The sequence below is a fragment of the Pontibacter vulgaris genome (assembly GCF_022758145.1).
In the GTDB taxonomy this organism is placed as follows: Bacteria; Bacteroidota; Bacteroidia; order Cytophagales; family Hymenobacteraceae; genus Pontibacter; species Pontibacter vulgaris.
This window is the reverse complement of the sequence record NZ_JAJVDH010000002.1, coordinates 404,503-418,873: the sequence shown is the minus strand read 5'-3', so window position 1 is coordinate 418,873 and position 14,371 is coordinate 404,503. Positions and strand designations below refer to the sequence as shown.

The window sequence follows — 14,371 nt, the reverse complement described above, 5'->3', positions numbered from 1 at the left end:
TAGCATTTCTCAAGGTGCAAATGTTACAACCTCCCTCCCACAACAACTTTCTCTTTATGCACGCTTTTCTCGCCATTCAGGCCAAACAGCTCGATGTAGAAAATGTAGTAACCAATGGCAGCTTTAGAGCCATCCTGCCTTAAACCATCCCAACTGAAAAAGCCATTAGTTGCCAGCAATTCGTTTCGTATTAATTTCCTTACTTCACGGCCCTGAGAATCAAAAATTGTAATGTTTGTTACAAACCCCATTTGGCTGGTGTTATAGTTTATAGTTGTAAAGTCTTCAAATCCGTCGCCATCTGGCGAGAATACCTGCGGTTCTATTTTAAATACCTGCTCCGTTGCTACCCCATCCTGTGCCTGCGAATTTCTATAGCCCGGCGTGGCGTTTATAGTTGTAGCCGCCGAATGGAAGTTGCTGGCTATACTTTCACCATCCAACCTGATTCGCTCAAACGACACGCCATTCACATCATCCAGTAAAGCAAAATGCATCTCCGAAGTATAGCTGAACCGATCTGCTACTTTTCCATCCGGCTGCAGCACAACTATAGTTCCGGCATCGTCGGGGTAGCTGGGCAAACTGGCCATTTTAAGAAATGCTTTGTCGTTGGCAGCCGGATAGTTTGTTTTAATGTTTTCGGGGTTGGATGTTACCACTGCAAATTGACCGGGCGCCAGCACATAGTTGGTTGTAGTTATCGGTTTGATGTTGCTGATGGTATCGCCGCTGGTGTTGGCCAGTTGCCAGTTTTTCAAGTCGATATATTTCGCACTTCGGTTTACCAGTTCCACAAAGTCTACCCCGTTAGGCCGCGGGTTAAACAGTATTTCATTAATAACTACATCGCCAGGCTCGGGGGCCGAGGGCAGCGCAAAAGTTGTGGTTAAAGTCTGGCTAAGGTTTCCGGAACAGTCAGTTATACTACTGGCGGTTAACGTATAAAGCTGCCGCTCCTGCAGCGGTGAGGCAAGTGTAAGTATAACTTCTGTAAATAACGGCCCTTGCACCTGTGCATTGATAATTGGTAAAGTTGGGCTGATATTATAGTTTGCTATAGTTGCTGCCCGGGTGCTATCCAGCCGTTCGGTAAAGCGGATATGTACCTGTGTTGGCGAAATAGCTGTGGCATCGAGAATAGTTGGCGATGTGTTATCAGGTATAGTTGCGGCTACGGAATTTGCTTGGGCCGGCGTACCGCCTTTGGGATTTACTGATGCAGTCCAGTTTTCCGCGCCGGCACAGGGGTTGGTTACGTCTATCATCTCCAGGCTCCAGCCGCCTTCACGTTTGGCAGCATCTTTATACCAACTGTCGCTATAGTTTACCGCATAAAGAAGTTTGCCATCAGGCCTGCGGAGTTGCAATAGCTCACCTGAGTTGTTAAGCCCCGGAAAGTTGCTGATACCGATAATCTTACCAAACTGTGTAAAATTAGCCACCTGTGTATTGGGAACAACCATGGCATATTCGCCAGGCAAAAGCTGCATATCCGGTAACGTGGTGGATGAAGTAGCATCTGACAGCCTGAGTCCTCTCAACGAAAGCACCTTATCAGTTGTGTTATAGAGTTCGAAATATTCTTGTTCAGGCAGGCTAACGGCAGGTGTTTCGTCGGCCATAATTTCGGTAATCAGCAGCTCATTATAGTTGGGTGTTACAGCAGGCGGTATAAAGGAAAAACTACGCGTTATCTGACTTCTCAAACTGTTACCAAACAGATCCTGCAGGTTGGCTATACTTAGCGTGTTATTACCACTCCGGAAATTCTGGCTGAATACCAACCGCACTGTAGTTGGGTTTTGTAGTCCGGCTATAGTTGGTTTTATACTTCCGTTTAAAGTATAGTTATCTATGGTTTGTGCCTGTTGCGGTTGCAGTGGTTCATTAAACCTAAGTATAAGTTCCTGTGGCGTTATAGTCTGCAGTTCTTCCAGTGCAGGTGGCTGCGTATCGGTAATCTTAAAATCATCGAAATAGAAATTTTTACTGTTGGCCGAAGTATACTTGAGCAGCACCCCAAAGTAAGCGGAGCTTTTATGCGTTGCATCGGTTACTCTGCCCTGACTGGTGTAGCTTTGGCCAGTGCCGGTTACATCTATACTTAGGTCCCACTCATAGTTTATACTTCGGGTTACCCGCACACGCATCACGTTATTACTGGTAGCAACAGTTTTGTCCTGCCCGTTTATAAGTATAACAGCTGTTTTACCGGCATCTTTTCGGTATAGGCTTACTTCGTCGGCGGTGTTGCCGATGCGAACGAAGTACCCGTTTACGTCTGTTGCTTTCAGATTTTCCTTATCAGAGATCAGGTAAATATCGGTGTAGTTAGTGGAAGAGGTTGCCAGTTTCAGGTTTGCCCAAAACTCCCAGGTGGTACCCACTACAGCCTGCGATGGTATAGCTAAGTATAAAGTTGTGCCTGTAACAGCAGGGCCATTGCTTTGAAGCTGTTTGCCGGTATTAACTATAAAACTGCCTGCATCACCGGTCCAGGTTGGGTTTTGGGTATAATTACCATCAGAGAAAGTATCCTGCAGCTGACTGTAAGCCCAGAATGGAAGTAGCAGAAGTATAGCCAGTAAAGTTTGTTTCATGTATACATTTGTGCTGAAAACTTACGAACTTCGCAGCCGCTCTTGCATGATGAAGACGCTTGCAGAAGCTTGGCACGCTGCCAGGTCTGGAGCAACTGCAACAACCCTGGTAAAATTGAGAACTTTTACGCGAGGCCGTGGCGTTAGTTAGAGAGTCGAAGAGTTAGAGCATGCAGAAATAACAATCAGCAATAAACGACTAACGATTAATACATTAGCAAATTAGCACATTAAATAAATACCTTAAATGAAAGTAGCAGTAGTAGGCGCCACCGGATTGGTAGGCGGCGAAATTTTGAAAGTACTGGCGGAGCGTAACTTCCCGGTAACAGAGTTGATGTTGGTTGCTTCTGAGAAGTCTGTTGGTAAACAGATGGAGTTTAAGGGTAAACAGATAAAGGTTATCGGGATGCAGGACGCGATTGCGGCTGCCCCACAAATTGCCATATTCTCTGCCGGCGGAAGCACTTCTACAGAGTGGGCTCCAAAGTTTGCCGCAGTTGGTACTGTTGTAGTTGATAACTCATCGGCGTGGCGCATGGACCCTACCAAAAAGCTGGTAGTGCCGGAAATAAATGCCAAAGAACTGACCAAAGAAGATAAGATCATCGCTAACCCAAACTGCTCTACCATACAAATGGTGGTGGCCCTGAACAAGCTGCACGAAGAGCTAAAGGCAAAGCGTATAGTTGTAAGTACCTACCAATCAGTAACAGGTACGGGCGTAAAGGCTGTAGAACAACTGATGAACGAGCGTACCGGCAAAGAAGGCGAGAAAGCTTACCCTTATACTATCGACCTGAACGTGCTGCCGCACATTGATGTGTTCCAAGACAACGGCTATACCAAGGAGGAGATGAAGATGACCCTCGAAACCAAGAAGATCATGGGCGACGACTCTATCCGGGTAACCGCTACAGCGGTGCGTATTCCGGTAATGGGTGGCCACTCGGAGTCGGTGAATGTGGAGTTTGAGAAGGATTTTACCTTAGATGAAGTATACCGCTTGCTTGGCGAAACCGAAGGCGTGAAAGTGGTAGACGACGTGAAAAACCTGCAGTACCCGATGCCGAAGGACGCGCACGGCAAAGACGAAGTACTCGTAGGCCGTGTACGCCTGGACGAAACCCAGCCACGCACCCTGAACATGTGGATCGTGGCGGATAACCTGCGCAAAGGCGCTGCTACCAATGCTGTACAGATCGCGGAATATCTGGTGAAGCACGCGCTGGTGTAGTTTTCTTTGACAAAAGTTTTTTAGACAAAGGACAAAAGACTGATAAATAGTAAAATTTGCTCTTCCGGACTTCCCAGTCCGGAAACTATCTGACGGGGACTTCTTAGTCCCCGTTTTTTATTTAGCGGTGGTGTACGCGGATTAGGAAATCTGTAGCTCGTTGTTAAAATGAGTAAGTAATGAGCTGACCTGGAGAACAGGGCAGCTCTTTTGTTTCGGGATAAATTTTTTATATAGAGTTTATACTATATAAAAATTACCCTGATATTTAATCACAAAAAAGTTTAAAATAATTCTTGTAAGGCTTTTGATTCCACCTGACAGTATTTGTTAGCTACTGTTAAAAGTAAGCATGCAACTACAGAGGCATATTATGGATCATAGCAAGTAGAATGTTCAAGTATACATAAGATAAAGCCTTATATATGAGAATCCTACACAGACTACTCGTAATCTTATTGACCATCATTGGGCTATCCGGGTGCAATGAAAACGAAGTAAGCCCTACTTTAGAAGACAATGGAGATATTTCGTTTGAAATAGAACGTACAAATTCAACAAAAAACTACTCCACTTCTGCAAAGCAGGCTACCATTTCACATGCAGAGTCTGGGTGGCAATTAATGGGGAATGGGGAAATACAGTTGTCGCGCGGAATTACCTTTGATGTGGAACTGGAAAATGGGGATACGCTTCAATTAGGGTTGCATTTTTATAAAAATGAGACAAATCCCGGATTACTGATATTACAGGATCAGGATTCGCTTCACTGGAACAGAAGATGGAAGTATACTTCGGCAAAGCTTGAGGCGGACAACTTTTATAGTGATTTTGATGGGGCAAGGGTATTGGTTAACAACACGAACGTTATTTTTAATGATGTCATCAATGATAACTTCAGGATTAATGTAGAAAAGGCCTTGGTTAATAATCATGAGCAAAATGTTCTCACAATCAATTTTGCCGGTACAGCCTACGGCTGGTACGATCCGACAGGAGAATACTGGGAAGTTTACAAGATTAAAAATGGAAAATTTAGCGGCGTAGTTGAATAAACTTGCCAAGGCGGGCTTTGAGATTGTACCCACTGTTTGATACAAAACAGTACACCCAAAAGTTATCCTTAACCTTTTCACCTCTATGCAGTCCTCTAAGCCCTATCTGATAGCAGTATCCCAAATGATTGCTTCGCTTCTCTTCCTTTTTATCGGCTTTCTGCCGCAACTTACTTTTGCAGCAGAAAGCTACCAACCAAGCGATAAACTGTTTGTAGCTCCAACCACTGGAGCTAACATCAGAACCGAACCGTCTTTACAGGCACCTGTGCTGGCTAAGTTAAAGTATAACACTGTTATAATTGTTGTGACGGACACACTTGATGCCCAGCCATTGCAAATAACTGTACCTGATTTCAACGAAGGTTTTTTAAGCTTGCAGGGGCATTGGGTTAAAGTGAAGGCAGGTACTATAATAGGTTATGTATTTGATGGGATGCTATCTAAGTATAAAGGACTGGAGTTGGGTAATCATGATGAAGAGGCCTACTATGCTGCTACATTTGGCAAACCAGCCACGAAAACTATTCCTAAAAGCGAGGTTGTACAAGGCCATACTATAAAGTATGAAACCATCATCAAAACTTATCCCAAAGGATTAGTGGAGGAATATACTTTCTCTGACGACTGCCACGATTTTACCTATACCTTCAAGCTCACATTCAATGAAGTGTACTGGCTTATAAACCGGATAATGATAGGTGCCGATGCTGTACAGGAGGTAAAAATTAAGAAAGCAGATAAAGGAGCTATACTTACCTTTTATAGCTGCACCTAAACTAATTAGTACAAAGTATAAATCCTGATTATCTTATTAAATCAGGCCCTGATAGCTTAAAAGTCTACCTTATACAGATCCTCCATCTGCCGCTGCGTTACAAAAGCCGGCGTAGCTCTGAAAACAGCATTTCGTAGCCCGATCAACAACGGGTTTTCCCACTGCGACACCCAGCCCAGCATCCGGGACATACGAATAACTTTTGCTGTGCGGACTAGCCTGCGTTTTTCGTAGTTGGCTAAGGCTTTGGCTATACTTGTCTCCTGCTCCAGGCACTGCCCCAGCACTACGGCATCTTCAATTGCCTGGCAGGCACCTTGCCCCATGTTGGGTGTAGTAGCATGCGCCGCATCACCCAGTAAAACGATGCGGTTATATACAAACTTATCCAGCGGTTTCAGGTCGGCTATATCTCCCCATATCATTTGGTTAGGCTTGGTAGCGGCTAACACAGCTTGCACGGGTTCATGCACTCCGGTAAAATGCCCGGCTAATTGTTCAGGAGTCATTTGGCGCATGCGCTCGTCCTGCTCCGGTGCATTAATGCAGGCATACCAGTAAATTCTTTTACCCGGCAACGGCGCCATTCCAACCCTGCCCTGTGGCGCCCAGGTTTCGGCAGAGATCATGGTATTCAGCTTAACTCCCGGATTTTCGATAACACCACGCCAGCAAGTATAACCGGCGTAGCGTGGTTTGCTCTCCGGCAACAACTGCTGCCTTACTACAGAGTTTATTCCATCGGCGGCAATCAGCAGATCGGCAGTAGCATCAGTTCCATCTGTAAAGTATACATGTACTTTATCGTTTTTCTGATCTATACTTTGGCAGCGTTTGTTCAGGTATAAAGTGCCGGGTTTCAGGTTCTGAGCCAGCACATCGTGCAGGTCAGCGCGGTGAATTACAAAGTTACTGATGCCATATTTCCGGCTGAGTGGTCTTGTATCCTGGTTAGTGATGATGTTATTATGCTCGTCGAATATGGTGAGGGCTTCCAGTTCTTTGCCCCGGGCAATTACGGCATCAGCAACGCCTAATCTTGCAAGGCCTTGTATGGCATTTGCTGCCAACCCAACGCCGGCTCCTACCGGTTTAAGTTCGGGTGCCGCCTCGTAAACTATAGTTTCTACACCTTGTTTCTGCAGTGCAATGGCTGCACAAAGACCTCCTATTCCACCACCTATAACTATAACTTTCATACCTATACTTTATACTTCTGCTGCAAAGGTACGCCGGGAATGATGAATGGTGAAGTATAATAATTGAGAATGGTTTAAACCTAGTAGCGTCCGAAGCGAAGGCATTGGCATAGACGCTCCGAGGTTTTGCAAACGCTCGGAGGTCGGAAGGATATCAACTTTGAAAGTATAAAGCCTTATCAGTTCCTGAAACCAGTCCTTATTCGACGAACAGTTGCGTTACCTGCGTAGCATCGCCATCGGCAATGGTAATAGTAAAATCATTAAAGCCATCGCCAACTTCCACTCCAATCAGGTTTAGCTGCAGCATATCAAGTATAGCCAGGAAGTTAAAGATCATACCGATCTTATCGGGGAAGGCTGAAATGATCTCGGAGAAACTCATTTTTGATTTTGCCTGGATCTCTTTCAGAATGTAATCGCGCTGATCTTCTATCGTATAAGGGTACTGAATGATGGTATGCTTCGGTCGGTTTTGCTCTTCCTCAAAGCGCGTCATCACTTTATCAAACACACGCATCAGCTTATACAGGCTCAGGTCCTGAAGCTCATACTCAAAGTGGTTGGCGTTGGCAATCTGCTGCAGTTCTTCGTGTATGTTACCGCGGTTTTCCTGGGCAAGGCGCATATCCTCCATTTCGGAAAGTATAGGCGTGGCAGTTTTATACTTTTTGTATTCCAGCAGATGCTGGACCAGCTCCTGTCGCGGGTCAATCTCGTTGCCTTGTTCGTCTTTCTCGGTGCGGGGCAACAGCATTTTAGCCTTTATGCGCATTAAAGTGGCAGCCGTAAGTATAAAGTCGCTGGCCACTTCTATGTTCAGCTGCTCCAACTGGCGTATGTAATCCATAAACTCATTCGTGATCTGGAAGATCGGAATATCATGGATGTCCAGCTCGTCGCGCTCTATGAAGAAGAGCAGCAGATCGAAAGGACCTTCGAACAACGATAATTTTATTTCAAAACTCACCTGTACAATGCTTTAAAGGCGCGCTGCAGCGCTGTGTGCAAAAGTAATCATTTTTGGCAGATAGGCAGCAAGCCACTTTTACAACAACTGCTATCTGCTGGTACAAGGTTCATAACTACTTCTTCCTAGTGCAAGTATAAGCATCATACACTCACCATCAACGCCTGATAAAACTGAAATTCAAGCAATTACAAAAAAAGATAACAAAATACATAGAGATTACGCTATACTTATACTTACGGTGCCTGCGTTTAGCTACTGGTTGCTAAAGTAATGTAAAAGCTTCCTGTGTTTTTTAATTTTACTAACTTTACGTTTTGTCCGATAGATACAAAGTATACACTTTGCAAACTATTGCGATTTATTTTTGTTAGAGGTCTATAAAGACAATTCTATGATCATCAAACCCGGGGAGCTGCTTGCCTCCATCAACACACCTGAAGACCTGCGGAAGCTTAAGCCGGAGCAGTTGTTGCAGGTATGCCAGGAGCTGAGACAATATATTATTGATGTGGTGTCGATACATGGCGGGCATTTTGGTGCAAGCCTTGGCGTAGTAGAGTTAACTACCGCACTGCATTATGTGTTTAATACTCCTTACGACCAGCTGGTTTGGGATGTAGGCCACCAGGCATACGGGCATAAAATATTAACCGGCCGCCGCGATAATTTCCATACAAACCGCAAGTATGGCGGGCTGTCTGGTTTCCCGAAGCGTAAAGAAAGCGAGTATGATACTTTTGGCGTAGGCCACTCGAGCACGTCTATTTCGGCGGCGCTGGGTATGGCTGTTGCCTCCCAGTATAAACACGAAGACAAGCGCCAGCACATAGCCGTTATAGGCGATGGCGCCATGACGGGTGGCATGGCTTTCGAGGCGCTGAACCACGCCGGTGTTGCCAATGCCAACCTGCTGGTGGTGCTTAACGATAACTGCATGAGCATAGACCCGAACGTGGGTGCTCTGAAAGAATATTTAACCGATATTACCACTTCCCGCACTTACAACAAAGTGCGCGACGAGATCTGGAATGTACTGGGCAAGATCAGTAAGTTTGGCCCGAATGCACAGCAGATTGCTTCTAAAATTGAGAGTGGTGTAAAGGCTACCTTACTTAAGCAGAGCAACCTGTTCGAGAGCCTGAAATTCCGCTACTTCGGCCCTATTGATGGTCATGATATTAATCATCTGGTATCGGTAATGGAAGATCTGAAACATATCCCGGGCCCGAAAATTCTGCATTGTGTAACTACAAAAGGGAAAGGCTTTGCCCTTGCCGAAAAAGATCAGACCAAATGGCACGCGCCAGGTTTGTTCGATAAGATTACCGGTGAGATCTATAAAACTGTTCCGGAAAAGCCGCAGCCGCCTAAGTACCAGGATGTGTTTGGCCATACTATAGTTGAGCTTGCTGAGAAAAATCCAAAGATCATGGGGGTTACGCCTGCCATGCCTTCTGGTTGCTCGCTTAATATTATGATGGCTGCCATGCCGGACCGTGCATTTGACGTGGGTATTGCCGAACAGCATGCGGTAACATTTTCTGCCGGTTTAGCTACCCAGGGCTTAATCCCGTTCTGCAATATTTACAGTACGTTTATGCAGCGCGGCTACGATCAGGTAGTACATGATGTATGTCTGCAGAACCTTAACGTTGTTTTCTGTTTAGACAGAGCTGGATTTGCTGGTGCCGATGGCCCTACACACCATGGCGCTTACGACATTGCTTACATGCGCTGCATACCGAACATGGTGGTAGCTGCCCCTATGAACGAGCAGGAACTGCGCAACATGATGTATACTGCCTCGCAGGATAATATGGGTCCGTTCACGATCCGTTACCCGCGTGGTGAAGGTGTTATGCCGAACTGGCGCACGCCGCTTGAATTGCAACAGGTTGGTAAAGGCCGCACCATACAGGAAGGCGAAGAAGTAGCCATACTTACTTTTGGCCACATTGGTAACTATGCCGTAGACGTTTGCAAAAAACTTGCACTTGATGGCATCACACCAGGTCATTACGACATGCGCTACGCCAAGCCGCTGGATGCTGAGCTACTGCACCACATCTTTGCAAAGTATGATAAAGTAATTACCGTAGAAGATGGTTGCCTGCAGGGTGGTTTCGGTAGTGCTGTGCTGGAGTTTATGGTTGACAATGGTTATACTTCTCAGGTTAAACGCCTGGGTATGGCTGATGTGATCTATGAGCACGGCTCGCAACTGGAACTGCACCGCGAAGCTGGCTTTGCCCCGGAAGACATCGAGCGCACCGTTCGTGAAATGATTGGGGTAGCTGTTAAAGTATAATTCAGACATTAGTACTTAGATCTTAGATACTAAATATAAGCCCTGCAGGTATTTTACTTGCAGGGCTTTTTATTTGTCTGAATTACCTCACCCCAACCCTCTCCTAAAAACAGGAGAGGGAGCTTTGTCTTCTAATGCTATAGTTGTTGCTATAGTTTTATAGTTTACGTGGTCAAACTGCCCCTCCTTATCCAAGGAGGGGAATTTCTTCCTTACTATTTCAGGTGTAAATGCAATCAATGTAACAGCTAGATAAAATCCCTATAGTATGATTATTTTAAGTTGAAATTTATCCTTATAGCTTCATATTATGAATGGCATTCAAAGAATTGAGTAAGAACTCCCCTCCTTGGATAAGGAGGGGCAGGGGTGGTTTGACCCGGCACTTCAGATATCCCGTATTTACTATCTTTACCAATTATAGAGACAAACTATATACTATGCCACACTCCACCTACACTGATGCCGGAACCGGCGAGGCAATTGTTTTTCTGCATGGCTTTGCTGAGAGCAAAGAAGTATGGACAGAATTCATAAAACCGCTACAAAAAAAGTTCAGAACTATAGCCCTCGACTTGCCCGGCTTTGGCGATAACACCGCTGAAGTTGCAAATTATAGTATGGAAAGTATGGCCGAGTATGTGAAGCAGCAGATTGATACCTTGGGAGTAAAGAAACTTATACTTGTAGGGCACTCAATGGGCGGCTATGTAAGTATGGCCTTTGCCGAAAAGTATGGCAATATGCTCAGCGGCCTTTGTATGTTCCACTCCTCTGCCCTACCCGATACGGAAGAGAAAAAAGAGAACCGCAACAAATCTATTGAGTTTGTAAAGAAACATGGCGTAGCGAAATTTATGCAGTCGTTTATAGAGCCTCTTTTTTACAGCGGCAACCGCGACAGGCTGCGTAGCGAGATCGCACTCATGAAGAAAATTGGCAGCAAAGCCCCCGAAGAAAGCGTAACCGGGGGCTTTGCTGCCATGCGCGACAGAGCAGACAGAACCGATGTGCTGAAAAAGTTAAAATGCCCGGTTCTGTTTATTTTCGGGAAAGAAGATAATGCCGTACCCCTTGACAAAGCATTAGAACAATGCCACTTACCTAACAACAGCATGGTTAATTTCCTGGGTAAAACCGGCCACATGGGCATGTTTGAGCGCACCTACGAAACACGCAAAGCCCTCGAAAAATTTGCAGAAACCATTTATGGGTAAGACTGCAGTACAGGAAAGCAGAAGTATATAATCAGGCAGCAAATCAACTATAAAAACAGCCTAATCTGCACTAGATGGGGCTGTATACTTTTAGCCATTTAACCTTTACTGCATTCATAGCTTTTCTTCTATCTTCGTAGTTTATACTTCTACTTTATGCAGCACAGTATACCCGAGCCACCTTCCCGTATTTTGCCTGCCATTGTGTTCTCTCAGTTTGCGGGCACGGCCTTGTGGTTTGCCGGCAATGCTGTGTTGCCAGAACTGCAACAATCGTTGCGGCTACAGAGTGAGGCGTTGGGTTTGCTTACCTCGGCAGTACAGTTAGGCTTTATACTTGGCACTTTATGTTTTGCCTTTCTATCACTAGCCGACAGGTTTTCGCCGAGGATGCTTTTTTTGGTTTGTGCGCTGGCTGGTGCCATAGCAAATGCCCTGGTTTTGTTTGTGGCCGAAAGTATAACCGGAGTATTAGCGCTGCGGGCCATAACTGGCTTTTTACTTGCCGGCATTTACCCGGTGGGTATGAAAATAGCAGCCAGCTGGTATAGCGGCAACTTGGGCAAAGCAATTGGTTACCTGGTGGGAGCGCTGGTACTTGGCACGGCTTTTCCGCACTTATTACGCGGTTTAGGAGCTGCGTTACCCTGGCAAACTATGTTGCTAAGTATAAGTGCACTGGCAGCTTTGGGTGGTGTGGTAATGTATACACTTGTACCGGATGGTCCTTTTTCAGGTAAAGGCGCCAGGTTTGATGCCCGGAACATATTGCATGTTTTTAAAGCAAAAGATTTCAGAGCAGCTGCATTCGGTTATTTCGGACACATGTGGGAGCTTTATACTTTATGGGCCTTTGTTCCTTTTATACTTTCATTTGTTTACCCTGATCTTACAGCTGCCCAAGTTTCCATCAGAGCTTTTGCCGTAATTGCTGCAGGTGCTGTTGGTTGCGTTGGTGGCGGCTATCTTTCGCAAAGGTTGGGCAGTAGCAAAGTTGCTTTTCTCCAGTTATTGTTCTCAGGTGTATGTTGCTTATTATCGGTGTGGGTGCTGCAGTTACAGGGCAATACTGTTTTATACTTTCTTATTTTCTGGGGCATAGTAGTGGCCGGCGATTCGCCTCAATTTTCGGCGCTAACGGCCCGTACAGCACCAACCCAGCTTGTAGGCACAGCGCTTACCGTTGTCACGTCCATTGGTTTTGCTATTACCATTGTCAGCATACAGTTTATGGGGTATCTGCAAAGTATACTTCCTTCGCCATACTTGTTTGTTTTCCTGGTGCCCGGGCCTGTACTTGGGCTTCTTGCGCTCCGCAAACTCATCGCGAAATAACATAAAGTATAAAAGCCGGCTTACAGGCCGGCTTTTATACTTTATAAGCTTTCTTTTACAGTTTATTCAGCTTTCATATGCATCTCAGAACCATCTGCGGCTTTCAGGTGCATTTCCTTTTCAGATAGCGATGTTACATCAAAGGTTTCAGCTACATCCTGGCCTTCAAAAGTTAACGATAATTTTTTGGCAGCCTGATCGTAAGACCATGTACCTGTTTGCAGAGCATCGCCGCCGCCAAGTGCAAAGCGGCCATCAGAGTAAAACTGCATGGTTTCCTGCTTCTCTTCACTCGATAGTTTATCTTTTTCGCCAGATGCAGTTAGCTCTTTGCTGGATTTCCAGGTTTTGCTGCTGCCACCAGAGATCATACTCTGATTGCCTTCGCTCTCTTTACCTCCGCAGCTTGCCAGCACAAACACCAGCATTAAAGTTAAGATTGCCTGCCAGCCACGTAATGTCTTTTTCAATTCGATGTTCATAATTCCATAGTTTATAGTTGTACATGCGCTTTAAAACCAACCCCAAATCCCAGGTTGGTTTGGTCTGCTTACGGCCAAAACATGTAATTAGTTAGTTTGCTTACAGCATTATAGCTGCCGGTGCATTTATACAACTAACTAGGCAATAAGGCGTATTTATTTAAGCAGCAGGCAACTGCCAGAGGCTGCATTAAACCGACGTACTATTAAACAATATAAGCTATGGGATTGCGTGATTTTTTTAAAAAAGGACATGAAGAGCCAGCTAAAAAGCCGGCCGATCAAATAAAACCTACTCCTCCTGGAGGTTCTACTTCCGGCTCTATCTTTAACCAGCAAAGCCAGCAACAAGCCGTTAACCAGGATACTTATACTGTACAAAGCGGCGACTCGCTGTCTAAGATTGCCAAGAAGCATTATGGTGATGCCAATGCCTGGAAAAAGATATACGAAGCAAACAAGCAAACTATAGGCGACAACCCTGACCTGATTAAGCCAGGCCAGCGCTTTGTAATACCAAGAACATAGTTCTGAAACGTGCTAAAAACAAAAGCCCCGGCTCTTCACAGAGCCGGGGCTTTTTCGTTAATTATACTTTATACTGCTTAGAAACGCTCGTCAGCAGAAAAATAGAAGTCACCTTCAATCTGCGCATTCTCATCAGAATCAGAACCGTGTACTGCGTTAGCTTCGATAGACTTAGCATAAACCTTACGGATAGTACCTTCTTCCGCCTGAGCCGGGTTAGTAGCACCAATCAGTTTACGGAAATCTTCTACTGCATTTTCTTTTTCAAGAATCATCGCCACAATCGGGCCAGATGACATATACTTAACAAGGTCGCCGTAGAAAGGACGCTCTTTGTGTACTTCGTAAAATTTACCGGCACGCTCTTCCGTCAGTCTTGTCTTTTTCATTGCCACAATACGGAAGCCGCCTTCCTCGATCATCTTTGTAATGCCGCCAATGTGGTTATCAGCTACTGCATCAGGCTTAATCATTGTGAATGTGATGTTTCCGGCCATGTCTCTTTTAATGTTATAGGTTATTGTTCTTTTTTGAAGCTGCAAAATTAGGGCATTTCGCCGGATTAAAAGCATACTTTTTAACTATACTTTTACAAACTACCTGTATCATTTATACTTTTTGCCTCCCTGCACTGGCATTAACTAATGCTGCTTAGC

12 protein-coding genes are annotated in these 14,371 nt (G+C 45.2%); 7 read left to right on the top strand and 5 right to left on the bottom strand.

Features of this window, described 5'->3' with window-relative positions; all coding sequences use genetic code 11:
* Nucleotides 1-23: 23 nt before the first annotated feature.
* On the bottom strand, nt 24-2,603 hold the full coding sequence (locus LWP20_RS02865; protein WP_242926601.1) for a lamin tail domain-containing protein: 2,580 nt from the start codon (nt 2,601-2,603) through the stop codon (nt 24-26).
* Nucleotides 2,604-2,850: 247 nt separating this feature from the next.
* Here LWP20_RS02865 and LWP20_RS02860 point away from each other — a divergent pair, with 247 nt between their 5' ends.
* The 3 genes from LWP20_RS02860 to LWP20_RS02850 all read left to right on the top strand — a co-directional run bounded on the left by LWP20_RS02860 (nt 2,851) and on the right by LWP20_RS02850 (nt 5,673).
* On the top strand, nt 2,851-3,840 hold the full coding sequence (locus tag LWP20_RS02860; RefSeq protein WP_242926600.1) for an aspartate-semialdehyde dehydrogenase: 990 nt from the start codon (nt 2,851-2,853) through the stop codon (nt 3,838-3,840).
* 425 nt (nt 3,841-4,265) lie between these two features.
* Nucleotides 4,266-4,895: a hypothetical protein gene (locus LWP20_RS02855; RefSeq protein WP_242926599.1), complete on the top strand. Its 630-nt coding sequence runs from the start codon at nt 4,266-4,268 to the stop codon at nt 4,893-4,895.
* Between the two features lie 85 nt (nt 4,896-4,980).
* On the top strand, nt 4,981-5,673 hold the full coding sequence (locus LWP20_RS02850) for an SH3 domain-containing protein (protein ID WP_242926598.1): 693 nt from the start codon (nt 4,981-4,983) through the stop codon (nt 5,671-5,673).
* A 56-nt stretch (nt 5,674-5,729) separates the two neighbouring features.
* Here the strand turns inward: LWP20_RS02850 and LWP20_RS02845 are convergent, their stop codons facing one another.
* Together LWP20_RS02845 and LWP20_RS02840 are read right to left on the bottom strand one after the other, a co-directional pair.
* A complete protein-coding gene (locus LWP20_RS02845) occupies nt 5,730-6,872 on the bottom strand; it encodes an FAD-dependent monooxygenase (protein WP_242926597.1) in 1,143 nt (380 codons plus the stop codon).
* A gap of 199 nt (nt 6,873-7,071) precedes the next feature.
* Nucleotides 7,072-7,842, bottom strand: a complete 771-nt coding sequence (locus LWP20_RS02840) for a segregation and condensation protein A (RefSeq protein WP_242926596.1) — start codon at nt 7,840-7,842, stop codon at nt 7,072-7,074.
* 394 nt (nt 7,843-8,236) lie between these two features.
* On the opposite strand from LWP20_RS02840, the gene dxs reads away from it, so the two are divergent.
* From dxs to LWP20_RS02825, 3 genes are all read left to right on the top strand, one after another.
* A complete protein-coding gene (gene dxs / locus LWP20_RS02835; protein WP_242926595.1) occupies nt 8,237-10,153 on the top strand; it encodes a 1-deoxy-D-xylulose-5-phosphate synthase in 1,917 nt (638 codons plus the stop codon).
* Between the two features lie 440 nt (nt 10,154-10,593).
* Nucleotides 10,594-11,370, top strand: a complete 777-nt coding sequence (locus tag LWP20_RS02830) for an alpha/beta fold hydrolase (protein WP_242926594.1) — start codon at nt 10,594-10,596, stop codon at nt 11,368-11,370.
* A gap of 156 nt (nt 11,371-11,526) precedes the next feature.
* Entirely contained in the window at nt 11,527-12,705 is a 1,179-nt protein-coding gene (locus LWP20_RS02825) for an MFS transporter (RefSeq protein WP_242926593.1), read from the top strand.
* 62 nt (nt 12,706-12,767) lie between these two features.
* On the opposite strand, the gene LWP20_RS02820 is transcribed toward LWP20_RS02825, so the two are convergent.
* Nucleotides 12,768-13,187 carry a lipocalin family protein gene (locus LWP20_RS02820; RefSeq protein WP_242926592.1) on the bottom strand — a complete coding sequence of 140 codons (420 nt, stop codon included), beginning with the start codon at nt 13,185-13,187 and terminating at the stop codon, nt 12,768-12,770.
* Between the two features lie 222 nt (nt 13,188-13,409).
* On the opposite strand from LWP20_RS02820, the gene LWP20_RS02815 reads away from it, so the two are divergent.
* Nucleotides 13,410-13,715, top strand: coding sequence for a LysM peptidoglycan-binding domain-containing protein (locus tag LWP20_RS02815; RefSeq protein WP_242926591.1), 306 nt, complete (start codon nt 13,410-13,412; stop codon nt 13,713-13,715).
* Between the two features lie 77 nt (nt 13,716-13,792).
* On the opposite strand, the gene LWP20_RS02810 is transcribed toward LWP20_RS02815, so the two are convergent.
* Entirely contained in the window at nt 13,793-14,212 is a 420-nt protein-coding gene (locus tag LWP20_RS02810; protein WP_242926590.1) for a nucleoside-diphosphate kinase, read from the bottom strand.
* Nucleotides 14,213-14,371: the final 159 nt, after the last annotated feature.

What these genes read in the sequence shown, in the direction of transcription:
- LWP20_RS02865 (WP_242926601.1), bottom strand. Translation starts at nt 2,603, where the DNA reads ATGAAACAAACTTTACTGGCTATACTTCTGCTACTTCCATTCTGGGCT.
- LWP20_RS02860 (WP_242926600.1), top strand. Translation starts at nt 2,851, where the DNA reads ATGAAAGTAGCAGTAGTAGGCGCCACCGGATTGGTAGGCGGCGAAATT.
- LWP20_RS02855 (WP_242926599.1), top strand. Translation starts at nt 4,266, where the DNA reads ATGAGAATCCTACACAGACTACTCGTAATCTTATTGACCATCATTGGG.
- LWP20_RS02850 (WP_242926598.1), top strand. Translation starts at nt 4,981, where the DNA reads ATGCAGTCCTCTAAGCCCTATCTGATAGCAGTATCCCAAATGATTGCT.
- LWP20_RS02845 (WP_242926597.1), bottom strand. Translation starts at nt 6,872, where the DNA reads ATGAAAGTTATAGTTATAGGTGGTGGAATAGGAGGTCTTTGTGCAGCC.
- dxs (WP_242926595.1), top strand. Translation starts at nt 8,237, where the DNA reads ATGATCATCAAACCCGGGGAGCTGCTTGCCTCCATCAACACACCTGAA.
- LWP20_RS02830 (WP_242926594.1), top strand. Translation starts at nt 10,594, where the DNA reads ATGCCACACTCCACCTACACTGATGCCGGAACCGGCGAGGCAATTGTT.
- LWP20_RS02825 (WP_242926593.1), top strand. Translation starts at nt 11,527, where the DNA reads ATGCAGCACAGTATACCCGAGCCACCTTCCCGTATTTTGCCTGCCATT.
- LWP20_RS02820 (WP_242926592.1), bottom strand. Translation starts at nt 13,187, where the DNA reads ATGAACATCGAATTGAAAAAGACATTACGTGGCTGGCAGGCAATCTTA.
- LWP20_RS02815 (WP_242926591.1), top strand. Translation starts at nt 13,410, where the DNA reads ATGGGATTGCGTGATTTTTTTAAAAAAGGACATGAAGAGCCAGCTAAA.
- LWP20_RS02810 (WP_242926590.1), bottom strand. Translation starts at nt 14,212, where the DNA reads ATGGCCGGAAACATCACATTCACAATGATTAAGCCTGATGCAGTAGCT.